Source organism: Deinococcus misasensis DSM 22328 (assembly GCF_000745915.1).
GTDB classification, from domain to species: Bacteria; Deinococcota; Deinococci; order Deinococcales; family Deinococcaceae; genus Deinococcus_C; species Deinococcus_C misasensis.
This window is the reverse complement of sequence record NZ_JQKG01000067.1, coordinates 1-18,449: the sequence shown is the minus strand read 5'-3', so window position 1 is coordinate 18,449 and position 18,449 is coordinate 1. Positions and strand designations below refer to the sequence as shown.

General features: G+C 53.5%; 22 protein-coding genes. 17 read left to right on the top strand and 5 right to left on the bottom strand.

What is annotated here, in order from left to right:
• Positions 1–179: 179 nt before the first annotated feature.
• The 5 genes from Q371_RS21655 (at position 180) to sat (ending at position 4,875) form a co-directional block, all read left to right on the top strand.
• Positions 180–482: a hypothetical protein gene (locus Q371_RS21655; RefSeq protein WP_034344509.1), complete on the top strand. Its 303-nt coding sequence runs from the start codon at positions 180–182 to the stop codon at positions 480–482.
• Between the two features lie 496 nt (positions 483–978).
• Positions 979–2,475: a nitrite/sulfite reductase gene (locus tag Q371_RS21650; RefSeq protein WP_245618410.1), complete on the top strand. Its 1,497-nt coding sequence runs from the start codon at positions 979–981 to the stop codon at positions 2,473–2,475.
• Positions 2,472–3,011, top strand: coding sequence for an adenylyl-sulfate kinase (gene cysC, locus Q371_RS21645; protein WP_034344505.1), 540 nt, complete (start codon positions 2,472–2,474; stop codon positions 3,009–3,011). The genes Q371_RS21650 and cysC overlap by 4 nt, the downstream gene beginning before the upstream one ends.
• Before the next feature lie 4 nt (positions 3,012–3,015).
• Positions 3,016–3,669 (top strand): phosphoadenylyl-sulfate reductase, encoded by a 654-nt coding sequence (locus Q371_RS21640; RefSeq protein WP_034344502.1) that lies wholly within the window; start codon positions 3,016–3,018, stop codon positions 3,667–3,669.
• Positions 3,670–3,723: 54 nt separating this feature from the next.
• A complete protein-coding gene (sat, locus tag Q371_RS21635) occupies positions 3,724–4,875 on the top strand; it encodes a sulfate adenylyltransferase (RefSeq protein ID WP_034344500.1) in 1,152 nt (383 codons plus the stop codon).
• A 97-nt stretch (positions 4,876–4,972) separates the two neighbouring features.
• Here the strand turns inward: sat and Q371_RS21630 are convergent, their stop codons facing one another.
• The 3 genes from Q371_RS21630 to Q371_RS21620 all read right to left on the bottom strand — a co-directional run bounded on the left by Q371_RS21630 (position 4,973) and on the right by Q371_RS21620 (position 7,090).
• A complete protein-coding gene (locus Q371_RS21630; RefSeq protein ID WP_034344498.1) occupies positions 4,973–5,374 on the bottom strand; it encodes a YchJ family protein in 402 nt (133 codons plus the stop codon).
• Between the two features lie 90 nt (positions 5,375–5,464).
• Positions 5,465–5,872, bottom strand: a complete 408-nt coding sequence (locus tag Q371_RS21625; protein WP_034344496.1) for a hypothetical protein — start codon at positions 5,870–5,872, stop codon at positions 5,465–5,467.
• Positions 5,873–6,082: 210 nt separating this feature from the next.
• A complete protein-coding gene (locus Q371_RS21620; RefSeq protein WP_169743904.1) occupies positions 6,083–7,090 on the bottom strand; it encodes an App1 family protein phosphatidate phosphatase in 1,008 nt (335 codons plus the stop codon).
• A 107-nt stretch (positions 7,091–7,197) separates the two neighbouring features.
• Here Q371_RS21620 and gcvT point away from each other — a divergent pair, with 107 nt between their 5' ends.
• The 3 genes from gcvT to Q371_RS21605 all read left to right on the top strand — a co-directional run bounded on the left by gcvT (position 7,198) and on the right by Q371_RS21605 (position 10,427).
• Positions 7,198–8,253 (top strand): glycine cleavage system aminomethyltransferase GcvT, encoded by a 1,056-nt coding sequence (gene gcvT, locus Q371_RS21615; protein ID WP_034344491.1) that lies wholly within the window; start codon positions 7,198–7,200, stop codon positions 8,251–8,253.
• Positions 8,254–8,317: 64 nt separating this feature from the next.
• Complete coding sequence (gcvH, locus tag Q371_RS21610; RefSeq protein ID WP_034344489.1) at positions 8,318–8,689, top strand: glycine cleavage system protein GcvH; 372 nt, start codon at positions 8,318–8,320, stop codon at positions 8,687–8,689.
• A gap of 157 nt (positions 8,690–8,846) precedes the next feature.
• Positions 8,847–10,427 (top strand): flotillin family protein, encoded by a 1,581-nt coding sequence (locus tag Q371_RS21605; RefSeq protein ID WP_245618409.1) that lies wholly within the window; start codon positions 8,847–8,849, stop codon positions 10,425–10,427.
• Between the two features lie 94 nt (positions 10,428–10,521).
• On the opposite strand, the gene Q371_RS21600 is transcribed toward Q371_RS21605, so the two are convergent.
• Positions 10,522–10,836 (bottom strand): c-type cytochrome, encoded by a 315-nt coding sequence (locus tag Q371_RS21600; RefSeq protein ID WP_034344486.1) that lies wholly within the window; start codon positions 10,834–10,836, stop codon positions 10,522–10,524.
• Positions 10,837–10,909: 73 nt separating this feature from the next.
• Here Q371_RS21600 and Q371_RS21595 point away from each other — a divergent pair, with 73 nt between their 5' ends.
• Positions 10,910–11,503 carry a DUF4126 domain-containing protein gene (locus Q371_RS21595; RefSeq protein WP_169743903.1) on the top strand — a complete coding sequence of 198 codons (594 nt, stop codon included), beginning with the start codon at positions 10,910–10,912 and terminating at the stop codon, positions 11,501–11,503.
• A 12-nt stretch (positions 11,504–11,515) separates the two neighbouring features.
• Here the strand turns inward: Q371_RS21595 and Q371_RS21590 are convergent, their stop codons facing one another.
• Positions 11,516–11,809 (bottom strand): hypothetical protein, encoded by a 294-nt coding sequence (locus Q371_RS21590; RefSeq protein ID WP_157442871.1) that lies wholly within the window; start codon positions 11,807–11,809, stop codon positions 11,516–11,518.
• A gap of 95 nt (positions 11,810–11,904) precedes the next feature.
• On the opposite strand from Q371_RS21590, the gene Q371_RS21585 reads away from it, so the two are divergent.
• The 8 genes from Q371_RS21585 to Q371_RS27365 all read left to right on the top strand — a co-directional run.
• Positions 11,905–12,573, top strand: a complete 669-nt coding sequence (locus Q371_RS21585) for an HD domain-containing protein (RefSeq protein ID WP_084571588.1) — start codon at positions 11,905–11,907, stop codon at positions 12,571–12,573.
• A gap of 42 nt (positions 12,574–12,615) precedes the next feature.
• Complete coding sequence (locus Q371_RS21580) at positions 12,616–12,867, top strand: hypothetical protein (protein WP_034344480.1); 252 nt, start codon at positions 12,616–12,618, stop codon at positions 12,865–12,867.
• A 102-nt stretch (positions 12,868–12,969) separates the two neighbouring features.
• Positions 12,970–14,280, top strand: a complete 1,311-nt coding sequence (locus Q371_RS21575; RefSeq protein WP_157442870.1) for a hypothetical protein — start codon at positions 12,970–12,972, stop codon at positions 14,278–14,280.
• A gap of 58 nt (positions 14,281–14,338) precedes the next feature.
• Positions 14,339–14,479: a hypothetical protein gene (locus tag Q371_RS27370; RefSeq protein ID WP_157442869.1), complete on the top strand. Its 141-nt coding sequence runs from the start codon at positions 14,339–14,341 to the stop codon at positions 14,477–14,479.
• Between the two features lie 147 nt (positions 14,480–14,626).
• A complete protein-coding gene (locus tag Q371_RS21570) occupies positions 14,627–15,817 on the top strand; it encodes an alpha/beta hydrolase family protein (RefSeq protein ID WP_051965007.1) in 1,191 nt (396 codons plus the stop codon).
• A gap of 55 nt (positions 15,818–15,872) precedes the next feature.
• Positions 15,873–16,967, top strand: a complete 1,095-nt coding sequence (locus tag Q371_RS21565; RefSeq protein WP_051965006.1) for a prepilin peptidase — start codon at positions 15,873–15,875, stop codon at positions 16,965–16,967.
• Between the two features lie 2 nt (positions 16,968–16,969).
• Complete coding sequence (gene pxpB, locus Q371_RS21560) at positions 16,970–17,611, top strand: 5-oxoprolinase subunit PxpB (protein WP_034344471.1); 642 nt, start codon at positions 16,970–16,972, stop codon at positions 17,609–17,611.
• A gap of 533 nt (positions 17,612–18,144) precedes the next feature.
• On the top strand, positions 18,145–18,449 hold a 305-nt coding region (locus Q371_RS27365; protein WP_034344468.1), incomplete at its 3' end, for a helix-turn-helix domain-containing protein.

The window sequence follows — 18,449 nt, the reverse complement described above, 5'->3', positions numbered from 1 at the left end:
AATGAAGCGCAAGAGGAAACGAGCTGCGTTGAGTGATGAGTTTCGCTCCACCCTCCTGATGCTTCTCCTTCAGCCTTAACGTGCGTCACCCCTGTGGGGATTTGGAATCCCTTCCATGTCTAAACCCGATCCAGATTTTTGCCCTCGCCCTTTTGGGTTTGGCATCTTAGAATGTGCTCATGGCCATTCCAGAGGACATCCTGAAGCGGATTGAGCAGGACTTTCAGGCACAGGCAAATCAGGCGATCTCTTTGATCGAGAAAGCTCTGGGCACCGAATCCTTTTGCTTCTTCTCTCCCAGACAGCTCAGGTGTGCGGTTTTTGTGGCAGAAGGCAACCTTGTGGTGTTGCAGCAGGCTTTGCAATTGGGCCTCACCGATTGCAGGGACCTGATGTTGTGGGGTGAATACACCTTGCAGGACGGCAAGTATGTGCGCCTTCATGATTGGAACTTGCCTTTTGAGGTGGCACAAGTCAGTTGATGAGATCGCTCAATTGATGTGTGGGTCCACACAGTGGGAGGCTCTTGCACGGCAGGAGTCTCCCACTGCACCATTGAATCTTGATTTCAGCAGGGTTTAGGAGGGCTTGTTCTAGAGGTATGGATTGAGGCCAAACATCGTTCAAAGGACCTCTCTGAAACGGGTAAGCCATTTTGCTTATGCTGTGTAGACCCAGTTTAAAAAATGGCTTTGTGTCAGCCGAACCCCTGTGTTTTCTGTCCAGAGGGTTGAAAAGCTGACCTTTTTGGTGCTTTATTGGGTTGTTCTTCCAGAGTCTTCAAGATCTTACGGCAGAATTTCTGGACAATTTCCATACGAGTCTAGACAAAATTACAAAACATATCATTTGATATACATTACAATTTTACTCAACTATAAGGGGATGACGACCCCTGAGCGTGGAGGCAAGACAGTGGCAGCAAACATTGAAGACTTGAAAAAACAACACCCCCCCTTCGAGGTTGTGCTCGGCTACATGCACGAGTGGTCCAAAGTGGGATACCACGGTATCCCCGCAGAACTGGTCGACCTCATGAAATGGCACGGCATTTATCCGCAGCGTCCTCAGGAAGATGGTTACCTGATGATGCGCGTCAAAATTCAAAAGGGTGCAGTGAACGGCAGCACCCTGCGCACCATTGCAGGCATCGCTGAAGATTTCGGACGTGACTTTCTGGATGTCACCGACCGTCAGGCGTTCCAGTTTCACTGGCTCACCATTGAAAATGTCCCCGAGATTTACCGCAGACTGGACGAAGTTGGCCTGACCGCCAAAGGCGCTTGCGGTGACACTGTGCGCGCCGTGATCTCCAGTCCTGTGGCCGGTCTGGATGCCCGCGAAGTGATCGATGTGAACGACCTCGCCAACGAGATCCACCACCACTTCTCTGGAAACATCGAGTATCAGGACCTTCCCCGCAAGTACAAAGTGTCCATCACCGGACTTCCTGAGCAAGAAGGCATCCACCTCATCAACGACCTCGGATTCCTGGCCCACAAAGTCAACGGAGAAGTTGGTTTTGATGTGTGGGTCGGTGGCGGTCTGGGCGCACAAGCCCACCTTGCCAAGCGCCTCGGGGTGTTCATCAAGCCCGAGGAAGTGCTGGAAGTGGCCGTGGCCATCACCCGCGCTTACCGCGACCATGGTTACCGCCAGAACCGCAAAAAGAGCCGCCTGAAGTACCTGATTCAGGACATCGGTGCTGAAAAATTCCGCGAAATCGTGGAAACCGAGTACCTGAACCGCAAACTCACCGACGGACCTGCTGCACCTGTGGCCCGTTTCGGTGGCGTGGACTTTGTGGGCGTGCAAAAGCAAAAAGACGGCAACTATTACATCGGGGTCGCCACCACCGTGGGCCGCATCACCCCCCAGAAAGCCCGCCTGCTCGCCGACATCGCTGAAAAATACGGTGCCGATGAAATCCGCACCACCCCTTACCAGAACCTCTTGGTGCCCCACATCAAACCCGAGTTCATCGATCAGGCCATCGAAGAACTGCGTCAGCTGGACCTCGCACCCAACCTGACCCTGCGTGCGACCACCATCGCCTGCACCGGAACCCAGTTCTGCCGTCTGGCCCTCACCGAAACCAAAGCCAGAACTGCTGCCGCCATCGATTATCTGGAACCCAAATTCCTCGACCTCGATGTGCCCATCACCATCAACCTGACCGGATGCTCCAACGCTTGCACCCGTTATCAGGTGGCAGACCTTGGCTTCATGGGATCCAACTTCAGTGGCCAGGAAGTCTTTCAGGTGCACCTTGCAGGTTCTCTGGGTGAAGCCCAGCGCACCGGCATCAAACTCAAAGGCCGCGTTCCCACCGAGCAACTGCACATCTACACCGAACGCGTGCTGAATTACTTCAAGCAAAACAAAGCCCCCAATGAGTCTTTCGTGCAGTTTGTGGATCGTGTCGGCACTGAGCCCTTCTTACCAGACAACGTGTTAGCGGAGGTAGTGGCATGAGCACCCAGGGACAAGTTCTGTGGTTCACCGGTTTGAGCGGAGCAGGAAAAAGCACCCTCGTTTACGCCCTTGCAAAAGAGCTTGAAGCAGCAGGTCGTTCCGTGGAAGTCCTGGATGGTGACGCCGTGCGCGAAAACCTCTCCAAGGGTCTCAGCTTCACCAAAGAAGACCGCGACACCAACGTCAAGCGCATTGGTTTCGTGGCTGGACTGCTGGCCAAACACGGCGTAACCGTGCTGGTGAGCGCCATCAGCCCCTACCGTGACACCCGCACCGAAGTGGTCAAGGGTCTGCCCAACGGCAAAGAAATCTTCGTGGATGCTCCCCTCGATGTGGTGGCTTCCCGCGATGTGAAGGGCCTGTACAAGCGTGCTCTGGCCGGAGAAATCCCCCACTTCACCGGAGTCAGTGACCCCTACGAAGCCCCAGAGAACCCCGACATCCACCTCCGCACCGACCTGAACAGCATCGAAGACTGCCTGAACGTGCTGCGCAAGTCTGTGGGTCTGCGCGTCCGCGAACTGGTGGGAGCCTAAGACCATGCCCGAGTTCTCGTTCACATCACACCCGATTGAAGTGATCCAGTGGGCTCTGGAAACCTATCCAGACCTCACCATGCCCAGTGCATTCAACATCAACGGTGTGGTGCTCATCGATCTGGCCTACAAGGCAGGGTACCGCGGAGAGGTGATCTTCGTGGACACGGGATACCACTTCCATGAAACCCTGCAAACCAGAGACGCCCTTGAAGCCCGTTACCCGGAGCTGAAGTTCGTCACCCTGAATGCCGGTCTGAGCAACGAGGACACCCAGTACCAGACCGACCCGGATGGCTGTTGTGCTGTTCGCAAAGTCGCCCCTTTGCAGAATTACCTTGCAGAGAAAGCCCCCAGTGCCCTGCTCAATGGCCGTTCCCGCGATCAGGCAGACACCCGCAAAGACATTCCCTTCGTGGAAGAAGGTGGAAAACGGGTCAAGATCAACCCGCTGGCCTACTGGGACCGCTGCACGCTGGAAGCTTACGTGAACGCCCACGACCTTCCCATCAATCCCCTTTACTGGGACGGCTTTCTCAGCATTGGATGCTGGCCCTGCACCAGAGCCGTGCGCCCCGGTGAAGATGCCCGTGCCGGACGCTGGGCCGGAAAAGGCAAGACCGAATGCGGTCTGTGGGTCGGAGAGAACACGCTTTAACCCCCTAGGGCGAGGCATGCCTCGCCCCTACATGACATTTAAGGACCACCTGAAATGACCAACACCATCGCCAAAAGCCACCTGCCCACCCCCCACGGAGGGGTGCTGGTCAACCGTGTGCAAAAGTTTGAAGGGGACCTGAGCGCCCTCCCCACCATCGAACTCTCTGAACGCAACTTTGCTGATCTGGAACTGATTGCCACTGGTGTGTACTCCCCCCTGACCGGATTCATGGGCGAAAAAGACTACCTGAACGTGGTCGAAAACATGCGCCTTGCCAACGGTCTTCCGTGGAGTGTGCCCATCACCCTCGGGGTGTCTCAGGAAACCGCAGATGCTTTGAGCGGTCTGGTGGTGCTCACCCACAACGGTGAAGCCGTCGGAACCCTGAACATCGCTGAAAAATACAGCGCCCGCAAAGAGTGGGAAGCTGGACACGTCTACAAAACCACCGAAGAGGCCCACCCTGGCGTGGCAGCCCTGTATGCTCAGGGAGATGTGAATCTGGCCGGTGACGTGACCCTGTTCGCACTGGACCGGGGCCAATTCGCCAACCACCACTACACTCCTGCTGAAACCCGCGAAATCTTCGAAACCCGGGGCTGGAAAACCGTGGTGGCTTTCCAGACCAGAAACCCCATTCACCGTGCCCATGAGTACCTGCACAAGGTGGCTCTGGAACTGGTGGACGGATTGTTCCTGAACCCTCTGGTGGGGGCCACCAAGTCCGACGATGTGCCCGCCACCACCCGCATGGAAGCCTACGAGAAACTGCTGGAGCACTACTACCCTGACACCAGAGTGCTGCTCGGCGTGTACCCTGCTGCCATGCGCTACGCTGGCCCCCGTGAGGCGATTTTGCACGCCATCAGCCGCCGCAACTACGGTTGCACCCACTTCATCGTGGGCCGTGACCATGCCGGTGTGGGCTCTTACTACGGCACCTATGACGCTCAGGAGATCTTCAATGCCTACAGCCCTGAAGAGATCGGCCTGACCATCCTCAAATTCGAGCACACCTTCTACTGCCAGACCTGCGGCCAGATGGTGTCTCCTCGCACCTGCCCCCACGACAGCCGTCACCACCTGATCCTCTCTGGAACCAAGGTCCGTGGCATGCTGCGTGCAGGTGAAAACCTCCCCAGAGAGTTCACCCGCCCCGAGGTGGCTGAAATTCTGCGGGCTGCCTACAACGCTCAGGACTGAGCGATCCCCCTCACAAATCCACGTCCACGCTTAAATCGTCAAAAGCCAGCAAGGAAAACTTGCTGGCTGAATTTTGTTGTTGCTGAATTCCACCGTTTCAGTGCAGTTCGCCATCAAGGTACTTCCACTCTCCATCGACCTTGAGGAAACGGCTGTTTTCCTGCATCGTGTGCTTCTGGCCATGCAATTTGTATTTTGCAGTGAAGTGCACGGTTCCCTCACGGTCCTCGGGTTGTCCATGGGTTGTGTGATGGACCTTCAGGGATTCCCAGACGGTGGTGTCATCTGAAAAATCCAGAGCTTCAGGACGTGTGGTTGCATGCCAACTGTACAGCAAGTAGTCTGCGTCATGCAGGACGTATGCAGTGTAGCGAGAGCGCATCAGTTGTTCAGCGGTGGGTGCTCTGGCCCCTTGCAAAAAAGGTTGACAGCAGGCGTGGAAGGAGCGCTTGGAGCCGCAAGGACAGGGCTTGAAAGCAGGATGGCTTTTGACGGGCATGGATCACAGTGTGCCTTGAATTCGGAACGGATGCAAACAAAAATGCAAACAAAAACAGGAGCCGACAAGGCTCCTGAGGAGATCGTGTTCTCAGCGCAGGGTGAAACTTGCGCCCACTTTGGCATTCCAGCCCACACCCACACCGTTTCCAAAGTAGAAGGAGGGACCGACTTCCCCGTAAAGACGCCAATCGCTTTCAAGGAAGTAGTTGTATCCGAGGTTGACACCTGCAGTCAGACCACCACGGCCACCGTAAGGGGACCAGAAGCCGGGCACCCAGCTGAATCCCACTTGTGGAGCAGCGTAAACGTAACTGACATCGCTGCTCAGGCGGATGGGCAGGGCCACATCCACGTTGTAAGGGCTGGCAGTGAAACGCAGTTCGTTGTCACCAAAGTCGGTGCTGAAGCCCACATAGACCAGACCAAAGTGGACTTTGTCGGCGGCGAAGGCGGTGCTCAGGGTGCTTGCAATCAGTAAAGCCATCAATTTCTTCATGTGCATCCTCCAGAGGTTCTGAATCACGTTTCAGGCCTGAAAGTCAGACCCGGATCAAAAAGACCTTGCTTGAAGTCTTTTCATGAACATTGTAATCAAAATGTTCTCATTTTTCTTTGAACTCGGGTGAAAAAACCTCTGGAAATCCCAATAAAGCATTCATGATCCTCTAAGGCAATTCTCAGTTTTGCCACATCAGGGCTTCAAGCATCATTTTGACATGTTGGTTCTGACATTTTGCAGTTCCTGATCACCAATCAGACCCAAGGAATGGGCATGGGATGCCACCTCCAGAGAGTCTTTGGCCATCAAGAAAGGCACCCCCATGCTCTGGACATGCTGGGCAATGGTTTGCACCGTTTGTTCCCGTTCAGGGCCGGGAGTGACGTTTCGGATGTAGACCGCTTTGATCTGTTTTGGAAACTCTGTGACGATTTGCTGGTAAATTTCAGGGTCTTTCTCACCACTGTCTCCGATCAGCAAGAAAGGGAGATTGGGATAGGTGTTCAGGATTTCCCGAATGAACCGCAGTTTGTGGCCTTTCTGGTTCTTGAGGTTCAGGGCTCCCCAGTCTTTGAGGACCATTGGGCCCCTGGGGATCTGGTTGATGTCCATGAATTCGGCCAGCAGGTCATAGATGTTCCAGGGGCTTCCAGAGACATAAAAGATCGGGTTTTTCTCTGTGTGAAATGCCTGATACAGGCTGGATACCCCTTCAAAAGGCAAACGGGTGTGTGCATTTGAGAAGATGATCATCATGACCATCTTGAAAATGGCGGTGGCTCCGGTTTGCAACACGGTGTCGTCAAGGTCGGAAATGATTCCAAAGTCTGCATTGTCAGAGACCAGCACTTCGCCACGGCATTCGGTGCCATCTTCGAGTTCCAGTGAGACAAACTGCCATCCTGGGGGGAGGGGTTCTGGCAAGGTGGCCCGGATGTCGTAAAAGCCTTCAGGGTCGGTTTCCGCCTCAAAAGTGTGGGTACCGATGGTGGCACTGACCTGCACGCCTCGCACTTCATCGCTGGCGAAACGGGCCCACATGTTGCGGAAGTTCCTCCAGCGGCTGCTTTCTTTGCTGGCTGGCAACAGATTGAAGGCCAGCAAAACCCGGCCTCGCAAGTGCAAGGTGGTGGGCGTCCCAAATCCTCTGTAGGGGATGAGTTGCAGGGGTCGTCTGCGGGGGAGTTTTTTCAGCAGTTTGATGATTCTCTGCACATCAGCCTCTTCAGTTCGCGTGCTCATTATAAAGACTTTTGTCCGGCAATAAAACGCAAAGGGTAAAAACGTATACGCGTATACGATTGTGTTAAAGTGGAGGTACCATGGAAGAACAGCTGAAACGCACCCCCCTTTACCAGAGTCACCTGGATCTCAAGGCCCGCATGGTTCCCTTTGGCGGCTGGGACATGCCTGTGCAGTACGCTGGCGTGATGCAAGAACATCAGGCCGTTCGTGAGCAGGTGGGCATGTTTGATGTGTCCCACATGGGAGAATTTCGATTCAAAGGTGAGGGTGCTCTGGCATTCTTGCAAAGCATCACCCCCAACGACGTGTCCAAACTGAAACCTGGACGGGCACAGTACAACATGCTGCCCGGCAACCAGGGCGGCCTGATCGACGACATTTACATTTACTGCATCAGCCCCGAAGAGTACCTGATGGTGGTGAATGCATCCAACATCGAAAAAGACTTTGCCCATGTTCAGAGTTTGATCACTCCAGAGGTGGAATTCAGCAATGAATCTGACCAGTGGGGTCTGATTGCGGTGCAAGGCCCCAGAGCAGAGGAGACCCTGCAACCTCACATTGACGTGGACCTCAGCAAAAAGAAAAAGAACAGCGTGTTTTTTGCCGAACTGCTGGGTTTCCCGGTCATGCTGGCCCGCACAGGCTACACCGGAGAAGACGGCTTTGAGGTCTTTGTGAAAGCCGAGCAAGCCCCTGCACTCTGGAGCAAACTGCTGGATCTGGGGATTGTGCCCTGCGGTCTGGGTGCAAGGGACACCCTCCGTCTGGAAGCTGGTTTTCCCCTGTACGGCCATGAATTCAACGAAACCCTGACCCCTCTGGCCACCCACTATGGCTGGGTCATCAAAGACAAAGAGTTCCATGGCAAAGACCTGCTGGTGGGGCAACCCATTGTGCGCCAACTGGTGGGCCTGACCCTTGAAAAAGTTCCAGCCAGAGAAGGCTATCCCGTCAAATCTGAAGGGCAAGTGGTCGGAATGGTGACCTCTGGCACACTCAGCCCCACCCTCAAAAAACCCATTGCCATGGCTTATATTGATGTGGATGCGCTGGACAAGCCCCTTTCTGTGGAAATCCGGGGCAAAGATGCACCCGCCCAGAGGGTGGAGTTGCCTTTCCTGAGCAAGTAAACTGTGGCTGTTCAAAGATGCATTTTCTGGCAGGCGTTCCTGCTTGAACCAAAGGAGTGAGAGAATGGAAACCCCCGTTGAACTGAAGTACGCCAAAACCCACGAGTGGGTCAACACCGAAGGGGATGTCATCACTGTGGGCATCTCTGATTACGCACAGGACCAGCTGGGCGATGTGGTCTATGTGGAACTCCCCGAACTGGGCCGCGAAGTCAGCATCGGTGAAGCTGTGGCCGTGGTGGAGTCTGTGAAAACCGCTTCAGACATTTACAGTCCCGCCAGTGGTGTGATTGTGGAAGTCAACGAAGCTCTTGGAGACAGCCCCGAGCAGGTCAATGAAAGCCCCTACGAAGGAGGTTGGCTTTTCAAGGTGCGTTTCACCGATCTGTCCGATGACCTCGTGGACGCACAAGAATACGAACAATACATGGAGTGATACAGCAAATCACAGCAGCCTTTTCATCGAGAGGCTGTTTTGAAAAGCAGAAGGTGCAAGTGCCTTCTGCTTTTTCTTTTGAAACGCTATGATGGTGCATGAAAAACATTGCAACAGACAGATGTCTGTAAAACCTGATGGACGATGGAGGTCATGTGTGAATTTTGATATCGGCAGTGTTCTGATTGTGCTGGGTCTGGTGGTGGTCAGTGTGGTGATTCTGGTCACGACCATCAAAAATTTCCTGATTGTGGTGCCACCCAACCGGGTGCTGGTGGTCTCAGGGCGCAAAACCGCTCTGGAAAACGGTGACACCGTGGGCTACCGGGTCATTCGTGGAGGCCGTGCTTTCAGGGTCCCGGTCCTTGAGCAGGTCAACTGGATGGACCTCAACACCATCCCTCTGGAACTCACGGTGCAAAATGCCTTTTCCAAGGGGGGTATTCCCTTGACCGTGCACGCGGTCGCCAACGTGAAAGTCAATGCCAGAGAGCCTTACCTGTCCAATGCCATTGAACGCTTTCTCAACACCACGCCAGCCCAACTGACCCAGATCACCAAAGATACACTGGAAGGGAACTTGCGCGGCATCATCGCCACGTTGACCCCAGAGGAAATCAACGAAGACCGCTTGCGTTTTGCGGCTGCCCTGATCGAAGAGGCAGAGCACGACATGCACAAAATCGGCATGCAACTGGACACCCTCAAGATTCAGAATGTTTCAGACGATGCCGGTTATTTGATTTCCATCGGGCGAAAACGCACCGCTGAAGTGCTCAAAGATGCCCGCATCGCGGAAGCCGAAAGAAACGCCGAAGCCATTCAATCTGAAGCCGTGGCCCAGCAACGTGCTCAGGTGGCCCAGGTGGCTTCCCAGCAAACCATTCTGGAAGAGCAGAACAAACTGGCTGTCCGTCAGGTGGAACTGGAAGCCGAACAGAAAACCCGCAAGAGCCAGGTGGAGTACGAAGCCGAACTGGGCAAAGTCCGGGCACAGCAAACCTATGAGCAAGAACGGCTGGCTCTGGAAGCCGAGTTGCGTCGCAAAAAAGCCGAAACCGAACGGGACGCCAAAGTGGCTGAAGTGGAACGTCAGGCCGATGCCGCCGAAGTGGAAGCGCAGGCCAAGCGTAGGGCCCAGATCACCCAGGCCCAGACCCAGCAAGCCATTGCAGAAGAACAAAACAAGCTGCGGGTCCGTCAGGCAGAGCTGCTTTCGGTGGCCACAGCCAAAGAAAACGAGGCTCAGGTCGCCGCCGAGCAAGCCAGAGTGATTGCTGCCCAGCAACTGGAACAAGAGCGCATCCTGCTCAACCAGAAAAAATACGAAGCGGACATTGTGGCACAGGCCAGAGCCCAGCGGGAAGCCAAACTGCTGGAAGCGCAGGCTGCTGCTGCCCCCATCATTGAAGAAGGAAAAGCCAAAGCCGAAGCTTTCCGCCTGATGGTTGAAGCCTTCAAAGAAGCAGGCACAGACGGCGAAAAAGCCTTTGTGCTGAACATGCTTCCAGCCATCATCCAGCAGTTCGCAGATGCGGTCAGAGAAGTGAAGATTGACAAACTCAGCGTGATTGACTCTGGCAACGGTCAAGGCTTCCAGTCTGCCCTGCACAACATGCCCAGAGGGATTGTCAGTTTGCTGGAGCAGGTGGAAAGCACCACAGGTGTCAACCTGCTCTCTGCGTTGCAACAAAAAACAGCGAACCCTGAAACGAAAAGCGCTTCTGAAACAGCATAAAAATGACGTTTAAGTTGAAATTCAGGGGCAGTGATGTCTGATCATCGCTGCCCTTTTTGTGTTCAGTTTGGTTTTCCAAAAATGGACTGCACACTCACTTGAGGGATTTCAAGTAAGCCTGAATGTTGGCCATTTGTTGATCGGTGAATTTGAACTGTTTCATGGGAGGGTTGAGTTTCTTTCCAGCATCGTCAATGCCTTTGGTGAGGGCACGTTTGAAGAGGTCAAACTTCCACCCTGCCACTTCACCTTTCAGAACAGGGCCGACTTTGCCTTCGGCCTGCGCACCATGGCACATGGCACAGTTGGCTTGAAAAAGGGTTTTTCCAGCTTTGGCATCCCCTTTGGGTGAAGCTGCAAAAGCAGAAACCGAAAGCAGGGCGCAAGCAACGAGCATCCAGTGTTTCATGTTGACCTCCTGTGGGACCATCATGCACCCTTTGGCACACAATTCAGATGAAATCCGGTTTACCATGAAGGGCATGGACCCCATCTCTGTGCTCTCTGGACTGGGTTTGAGTTGGCTGAGTGGACTCAGGCTTTATCTGGTGCTTTTTCTGGTGGGCCTGTCAGACCGACTGAACTGGATTGCCCTGCCACAAACCATGGACCTGCTCAGCAGCCCTTATGTGCTGGTGGCCACAGGTTTGATGGTGCTGGTCGAATTCTTTGCCGACAAAGTGCCATGGGTGGACACCACCTGGGACAGTGTGCACACTTTCATCCGTTTGCCCATCGCAGGCTGGATTGCAGCCCAGTTTGCACCAGAGGGCGATGCAGCCACCGTACAGTATGCTCTGGGCATTCTGGGAGGCACTGTGGCAGCCACCAGCCATTTTGCCAAGGCCAGTGCCCGTGCCACCGTCAATGCCAGCCCTGAGCCGTTCAGCAATTGGGGCCTGAGCCTGTTTGAAGACCTCCTCACCCCTTCGTTGCTGTACCTGATTTACCAGTACCCTTATATTGCGGCTTCGGTGATTGGTGTGCTGGTTCTGGGCTGTGTGATGGTGATTGTGATGCTCTGGAAAATGGTTCGCAGGATTTTTCGGCCTCGGGCACAAGTGAAGGGGACCTGAGGCCTGGGGTGCTCAATACACCGCTTCGATGATCTCGTAACTCTGACAGTGCAGGCTGATGAACTTCTCTTGATTGTCTTTGACGGTGTACAGGATCTCATCGGGGTCATCGTAATGCTGGGGGTAAATCAGGAGCATGGCATGAACAGGAAGGTGCAGGGGAGAGGCCAGAAGGTGCAGGGCTTGTACGCCCACGCAAATCAGGTACCGGTCTTCGAAGCGCACCGTGACCACCTGCCCGAGGATGGCATCAGCACGCACCTCCAACCCCATGATGTCGTGTTTTTGTTGCAAAAATGGGTCCATGACTTGATCATAGGCACCTTTGTGGGGTTGTTCCCGGGACAAGAACACCTGCAAAGACGCGGTGTTGCGCGATTGGAACATGTACACTCTTGACCATGCAAGTTGTTCCCACCCAACTGACCCAGACATTTCAAACTGCACTCGATTTTGCTTACCAGCAACACCACACCCAGACCCGCAAAGGGCCTTTTGCCATTCCCTACCTCGGGCATTTGCTGGGGGTGTGCAGTCTGGTGATTGAACACGGAGGCAGCGAAACCGAAGCCATTGCTGCTCTCCTGCACGACACCATCGAAGATGTTGGTGAGGCTGCCATCCCCGAGATTGAAGCCCTGTTTGGTCCAGAAGTTCTGGCCATTGTTCAGGGATGCACCGATGCCACCCGCGAAGCCAAGGCACAGGTACAGGATGTGCGTGCAGACTGGTTGCAACGCAAAGAAAAATACCTGCAAGGGCTTGCAGAAAAACCTGCATCCGCCCGTTTGGTTTCCCTGTCGGACAAGGTGTACAACGCACGCTCTATTCAAGAGGATTATCTGGAGGTGGGAGATGCCCTCTGGAGCAGGTTCACAGGAGGCAAGTGGGGAACCCTGTGGTACTACCGCAGGCTTGCTGAGGTGTTCAAGCGCACCTCCAGTGAAAACCACCCCCAGTACCAGAGGCTGGTGAAACTGTTGATCCGCACCACCCACGAAACCGAACGCCTGCTCGGGGTCACAGAGCATGGGGCAGGGGAGTTCAGGCAGCACTTCCTGCGGATGTGATGGGCCAAAAGATTTGTAAGACCAGAGGTTTTAAACTCAGGTATGGCCAGATTTCGTTCTTTTGGCAATCCAGACGAACACATCAACATTGACCTGATTCAGAAAATTGTGATCAAAGACAACCAGTTGGTGCCGGGTGAAGGCTTGCACTCGGTCAGTGGAGAATTTCGCTGCCTGATCGAAGCCCAGTTTCTGGGAGGAGAGACCCTCGTGCTGGCCAGTTTTCCAAGTGGCACAGACCGCATCTTGATTGAGGCCAGGTTGCAGGGGTTTTTGAAAGATTTGGGCTCTTGAGGTACGTCATTGTGCTTATGCCTCTCTGGGAGTACTGCTTTTGAAGCCGAATTGGGTCTTTCATCCATCACGCTTGAAGGAAAGTGAATTTATACTGTGAATGTGAACCGTCCACAGATTCTGAAATTGCCAGCCAACCAGCGCGAAATCTCCCAGGGGCCTGGCAAATACACTGTTCGTTTGAATCTGGATCTGTTCGGATCAGAAGATCTGGAGTTTGTGCAAAAACTGTCCAGAGGGGAAGGGCACTTCACCCCCATGGACTCGGAAGGCAACCCTTTTCCGGTGCCCAAGCCCCTTCCAGCGACCTCTGAAGAATGGATCATGCTTTTGAAACTGGTGCATGCTTCCCAGTTGCAACTGCTGGAAAGCCTGCAAGACCAGATCCATTTTGCCCATCAAAAACTGCAAGAACTCCATGCCATCGAAACCGATGAAGCGTTCTTCATGGCGTATGAACCTTTCAATGAACTGGAGCAGTTCAAAGAGTTCCTGAAAATTTACGCTCCAGAGTTTGTCTCTCTGAAACAGAAAGTGGACCAGCGCCGCTGGAACATTTTCATGGCCCTGATTCGCAAACTGGACCTTGAAAACCGCGAATGGGTCAGGCAATACGGCTCTGAGGATTTGAAAGAGAAAGTGCAACTGATTTCGGCTTCAATGTACTTCTTCAGCACCATCCGTGAGCAGATGTACCCCGAGCAGGAGTACAAAGCCTGTTTTTACGACGCCCAGTTCGGGTTTCCTTTGCATCAGGAGCCTTTTCAGCAGTATGCACTTGAACGGGTGGCCCACGATTACCCATACGGCATTTACACCGATGGACGTTATGAGGTCATGGAGTCAGAAGACCAGTTGTTGCCTGACCTCAGCGGTTTTCCCTCGGGGCAGTGGGTGCGCCTGACCGGTTACCCCCACGATTTGCCTGTGACCGGCAAACGGGCGTTTCTGGACCTGATGATTTCTTCCTATCTGGCCGATCAGTTTTACTGTGTGCGCATCAAAACGCCCGTCGGGGAGGTGCTGTATCCCCAGAAGCCTTTGCCCACCCTGGTGGACCATGTGTGGCATTTTTTCATCAACCCCGAGTGCGAAGACCTGAGGGCCAGTGAGGAGTTCGGGGTCAACCAGTTCCTGATCTACACGTTTCTGGACCCGGTGACGTTTGAACAGCTCAAGGGAGACCGTGAAATCAGCATCGAAATGCCCATGTTCACCAAACTGAATGCCGACATCAAAGCCAAACTGTACCTGATGACCCGGATGGGCCTGCAGGGCAAGATGCTGTCTTTCAAACTGGTGATTCAAGGCCCCCAGAGCAGCCGTGAAGTCTTTGCCACAGGAGATTACCCTTTCAGTCAGATGTACTACCACAGGTACATCATCTTCAACTTTGATGGGTCCATCGTCTGAAGAAGGGTGTTTGTAACGAAAAGTGAACATTCGGTGAGGGTTTGCTATCATGATCATCATGATGACCCTGATTTGGGTGTTGTTCGTGCTGGTGATGTGCATGTTGCTGTTGTTCAATGTGCAACTCTGGGACCGGATCTTCGGAGAATTCAAAAGAACCTTCCGACCTGCCCCCAGAAAAACCCGAAAATTGCGCTAAACAGGCTGCCGATCAAGGCAGCTTTTTTTGAGGCTTTCTTTTGACGTTCTTGCTGTTTGGACACTGGACACCTGTTCAAGGCTGTAGACATGGCCCTGTCACATGGTGTTAGATTCAGTTTAAATATTTCACCTGTGGGGTGCCCCTATGAGCCTGTCAGATCCTCAAACCCGAGACAACCGCATCGATTTGATCCGCCCGGACAGCCCGGAACTCACCCCACATGGTCCGCACCAGATTGGGGTGCAAACCCTTCGGTTCACAGATCTGGGTCGTCCAGATGTGCTGAATTCACTGCAAGAGCTGCAAACCCATGACCGCACCTTGACGGTGGAACTCTGGTACCCAGCGGTTTTGCCAGCAGGTGCACATGCAGGTGAGGCATATCACACGGTCACGGTCAATGGGCAAACCCCTGCGGTGCTGCACGGTCGGGCCACCCGCAACGCTGCGCCTGAGCAGGGCCGTTACCCCCTGATTCTGATTTCGCATGGCTATCCGGGCAACCGTTACCTGATGCTGCACCTTGCTGAAAATCTGGCCAGCAAAGGTTATGTGGTGGCTGCCATCGACCACACCGAAAGCACCTACAGCGATCTGGCCCACTTTGCCAGCACACTGGTCAACAGGCCACTGGACCAGTTGTTTGTGTTGCAAGCCCTCGCAGATCTGGACCAGAGCGACCATCCTCTGGCAGGCCACATCGACACCGACCATGTGGGCCTTTTCGGGTATTCCATGGGTGGATACGGGGTTTTGAATGTGGTGGGGGCAGGTTTCAGCGATGCTGCCGTGCAAGCACCAGAGGCCCCTCCACACAACCTGATGTACCCCAGAGCCCACAGCAACCCGGAATACCACCAGAGCATGGATCCACGCATCAAAGCTGCTGTGGCAGTGACGCCATGGGGCTACAACTTTGGCCTCTGGGCACCTGAGGCTTTTGCTTCCATCAAAGTGCCCCTGTTTCTGATTGGGGGAGACCAAGATGACATTGCAGGTTATGACAATGGCGTCAAGGCCATCTTTCACCATGCCACGGGAGCACAACGCCATTTGTTGACTTTCCTGAATGGAGGGCACAACATCGCTGCACCCATTCCTGCCCCTGTGGAAACCTGGAACAGCCCAGCCGATTTCAAGCACTATGCCGATCCCGTTTGGGACACTGTCCGCATGAACAACATCACCCAGCATTTCCTGACTGCCTTCTATGGCTTGCACCTCAAAGGCCAAGCCGAAATGCAGGAATACTTGGATTCCACAGAAGGGCTCAAGGGCTTTTCCAACAGCGGAAAAGCCGGACTCAAACTGGAAACAGGACACTCCGCAGATTGAAGGCTGTCAGACAGAACTGCATCTGATCCCACAGAGTCTGTAGAATGGCAGCAGAATGCCATACATCTATGCTGTGTTGTTTTTTGTGCTGGGTGCTGCCCTCAGCGGTTGGCTCAACCGATTGATTCACAGGCTGCCCAGAGCCGAATCCCTTTCTGGCCCTTCGCATTGCATGCATGACAACTGTAAACACCCCTTGGCCCTTTCAGAGCAGGTGCCTCTGGTGTCTTATTTGTCCCAGGGAGGCAGATGCAAGCACTGTGGCAAGCGCTATTCGCCCCGTTATTTCTGGGTGGAAGTGTTTACAGCTTGCGCATTTGCAACTCTGGCATATGCTTTTCCCCTTCACCAGTATCCTGTCATGACTTTGTTGTTGTGTTTGATGACAGGTGTGCTTGTGGTGTTCAGTGCCATTGATTTTGAGACCCGCACCATCGAATTCAAGCAAGCGATGCTTCTGATTCCTCTGGGTTTGTTGACCGTGTTTCTGGGAGGATGGCTTTACCCTGACCTGAAATTGCCTTCTGTGATGAATGCCCTCACCGCCATGTGCATGGCTGCTGGTGGTTTTGTGCTGGTCAACAATTACGGCAGTTGGATCATGCGGGTTTTCAAAGAACCCCGTTATCCAGAGCATCCCATTGGCTTCATGACCGTCAATGTGGCGGCTCTGGTGGGTGCCATGTTTGGCATCTGGTGGGGGGTGGGTGCCCTTGCTGTGATGGTGCTCCTCAACGTGATCTTCAAGCGGGTGGTTCGCATCCCGGACTTCCTGACGCTTCCGGGGTTGATTGTGGTGGTGGTGATGTCTCTGGAAAACAATTACTTCAGGCACCCCGAGCCCATCTACAACGCATTGACTGTTGCAGGCATTGCAGTGTTGATTCAAGCCCTGTACTGGTCCACCCAGACCCTTGTCGACGATGATCAATACGATCCCATTGCAGTGGGCTTCGGTGATGTCATGCTGGCTGCGGTGATGGGTGCATTTCTGGGCAGCACAGGTGTGGCCTATGGCTTGATTGCCATGGCTGCCACCGGAATTTTCTTTGGGGTCTTTTCAAGGATCGTGTTCAAAGAAAAACAGGTGCCTCTGGCACCCTTCATCACCTTCGGCATTTTGCTGCCTTTTGTGATGCATTGGTATTGAGCATGAAAGTGGTGCAATTGGCAGAGCAAGTGCTGGAAATTCAGTTTGCGACTTTCCCTTCAGAGCAGTTGAGCCGTCAGCTCCGGCAATTGAAACAGCAATTGGAAATGCTGCAACCTGCAGGGTTTCAAGAGTGTTTGCCTGCATACACCACACTCACCGTGTTTTTTCAAGGTGAAGTCCATGTCATGAAAGATGCACTCACAGAGATCTGGAAGCAACTCGATCAGGTGCTTTTGCCAGAGCCTCACATTCATCAGATTCCGGTCTGCTATGCACCAGAGTTTGCTCTGGACATGCCAGAGGTGTGTTTTCACACAGGTTTAAAAGCATCTGAGGTGATTGAACTTCACAGTTCAATCACCTATACCGTACAGATGCTGGGCTTCATGCCAGGGTTTCCCTATCTCTCTGGTCTGGATGCCAGATTGATTGTGCCTCGCAAAAACGTTCCCCGACTGAAGGTACAAGCAGGCAGCGTGGGCCTTGCAGGGCAGCAGACCGGGATTTATCCTCTGGACCTGCCGGGTGGATGGCAAATCATTGGTAGAACTTCGGTGCAACTTTTTGACCTGCTCAGAACCCCTCCAATGCTTTTCACTGCAGGAGATGGAATCAAATTTGAGCCTGTCCTGTCATTGTGAGGCAATAAAAAGGCCAGAGGTTTTACCCTCTGGCCTTTTCTCATTTTGGAGTCTGTAGGTGGTAAGGGATAAATGTCAGGAACACTCCCCGAAAACACGGTGTTTTTCAATTTTGGTAAGGGGTAAATGTCAGTAAATTGGTAAGGGATAAATGTCAGTAAAAATATGACCTAACCACCAAAATCCAATTTTGCCTAGATGAACTGGTAAGTTGGATTGGAATTTATGGGTCATCTTTTGAACCTCCTTATTCTGCTATAGACGTATTGCCCTGTATACTGAAGAAACAGACCTGCCTCGTTTGCTGGGATGGATGAAAGGATCATCGTCATAACAGAGGTTCCCTCTACTGACATCAATTCAATAAATGGTTCTCTCACCCAGATGCATAATTCAGGAAGTGGTTTCACGAGGTCAGTTAGTGGTCTGTCTCGCTGTGAATGGCCTACAGCACTTCAACACCGTTCATAAACCTATGACAATTGATGCTCTCTTATTGGCACTCTGAAAAGTCGGTAGAGTAACGTGGTGGTATGGCATGGCGACCCGGACATCTGAGCCGCATGCAGCTCGAAGAGCGTCGGCTCCACTTCGCTCAGACCTATCTGACAGGAAAATACAACCACCAGCAACTATGTGACTTTTATGGCATCAGCCCTTCCACACTTTTTCTGTGGAAACGTCGCCTCAGACAGTATGGACTGTCAGGTCTGAAAGCGCGCAAACCACCAGGTAGACCTAGAATCCTTTCGGCTCAGCAGCAAGCCCAGTTGCAAACCTGGGTGCAAGAAGTGGCGACCGAACATGGTTTTGCTGATCCCACCTGGACCGTCCCACG

What these genes read in the sequence shown, in the direction of transcription:
- Q371_RS21630 (WP_034344498.1), bottom strand. Translation starts at nt 5,374, where the DNA reads ATGCCCGTCAAAAGCCATCCTGCTTTCAAGCCCTGTCCTTGCGGCTCC.
- gcvH (WP_034344489.1), top strand. Translation starts at nt 8,318, where the DNA reads ATGGAAACCCCCGTTGAACTGAAGTACGCCAAAACCCACGAGTGGGTC.
- Q371_RS21595 (WP_169743903.1), top strand. Translation starts at nt 10,910, where the DNA reads ATGGACCCCATCTCTGTGCTCTCTGGACTGGGTTTGAGTTGGCTGAGT.
- Q371_RS21580 (WP_034344480.1), top strand. Translation starts at nt 12,616, where the DNA reads ATGGCCAGATTTCGTTCTTTTGGCAATCCAGACGAACACATCAACATT.
- Q371_RS21650 (WP_245618410.1), top strand. Translation starts at nt 979, where the DNA reads ATGCACGAGTGGTCCAAAGTGGGATACCACGGTATCCCCGCAGAACTG.
- Q371_RS21655 (WP_034344509.1), top strand. Translation starts at nt 180, where the DNA reads ATGGCCATTCCAGAGGACATCCTGAAGCGGATTGAGCAGGACTTTCAG.
- Q371_RS21570 (WP_051965007.1), top strand. Translation starts at nt 14,627, where the DNA reads ATGAGCCTGTCAGATCCTCAAACCCGAGACAACCGCATCGATTTGATC.
- Q371_RS21625 (WP_034344496.1), bottom strand. Translation starts at nt 5,872, where the DNA reads ATGAAGAAATTGATGGCTTTACTGATTGCAAGCACCCTGAGCACCGCC.
- Q371_RS21600 (WP_034344486.1), bottom strand. Translation starts at nt 10,836, where the DNA reads ATGAAACACTGGATGCTCGTTGCTTGCGCCCTGCTTTCGGTTTCTGCT.
- Q371_RS27370 (WP_157442869.1), top strand. Translation starts at nt 14,339, where the DNA reads ATGATGACCCTGATTTGGGTGTTGTTCGTGCTGGTGATGTGCATGTTG.
- Q371_RS21590 (WP_157442871.1), bottom strand. Translation starts at nt 11,809, where the DNA reads ATGGACCCATTTTTGCAACAAAAACACGACATCATGGGGTTGGAGGTG.
- Q371_RS21585 (WP_084571588.1), top strand. Translation starts at nt 11,905, where the DNA reads ATGCAAGTTGTTCCCACCCAACTGACCCAGACATTTCAAACTGCACTC.
- Q371_RS21565 (WP_051965006.1), top strand. Translation starts at nt 15,873, where the DNA reads ATGCCATACATCTATGCTGTGTTGTTTTTTGTGCTGGGTGCTGCCCTC.
- cysC (WP_034344505.1), top strand. Translation starts at nt 2,472, where the DNA reads ATGAGCACCCAGGGACAAGTTCTGTGGTTCACCGGTTTGAGCGGAGCA.
- Q371_RS21640 (WP_034344502.1), top strand. Translation starts at nt 3,016, where the DNA reads ATGCCCGAGTTCTCGTTCACATCACACCCGATTGAAGTGATCCAGTGG.
- pxpB (WP_034344471.1), top strand. Translation starts at nt 16,970, where the DNA reads ATGAAAGTGGTGCAATTGGCAGAGCAAGTGCTGGAAATTCAGTTTGCG.
- sat (WP_034344500.1), top strand. Translation starts at nt 3,724, where the DNA reads ATGACCAACACCATCGCCAAAAGCCACCTGCCCACCCCCCACGGAGGG.
- gcvT (WP_034344491.1), top strand. Translation starts at nt 7,198, where the DNA reads ATGGAAGAACAGCTGAAACGCACCCCCCTTTACCAGAGTCACCTGGAT.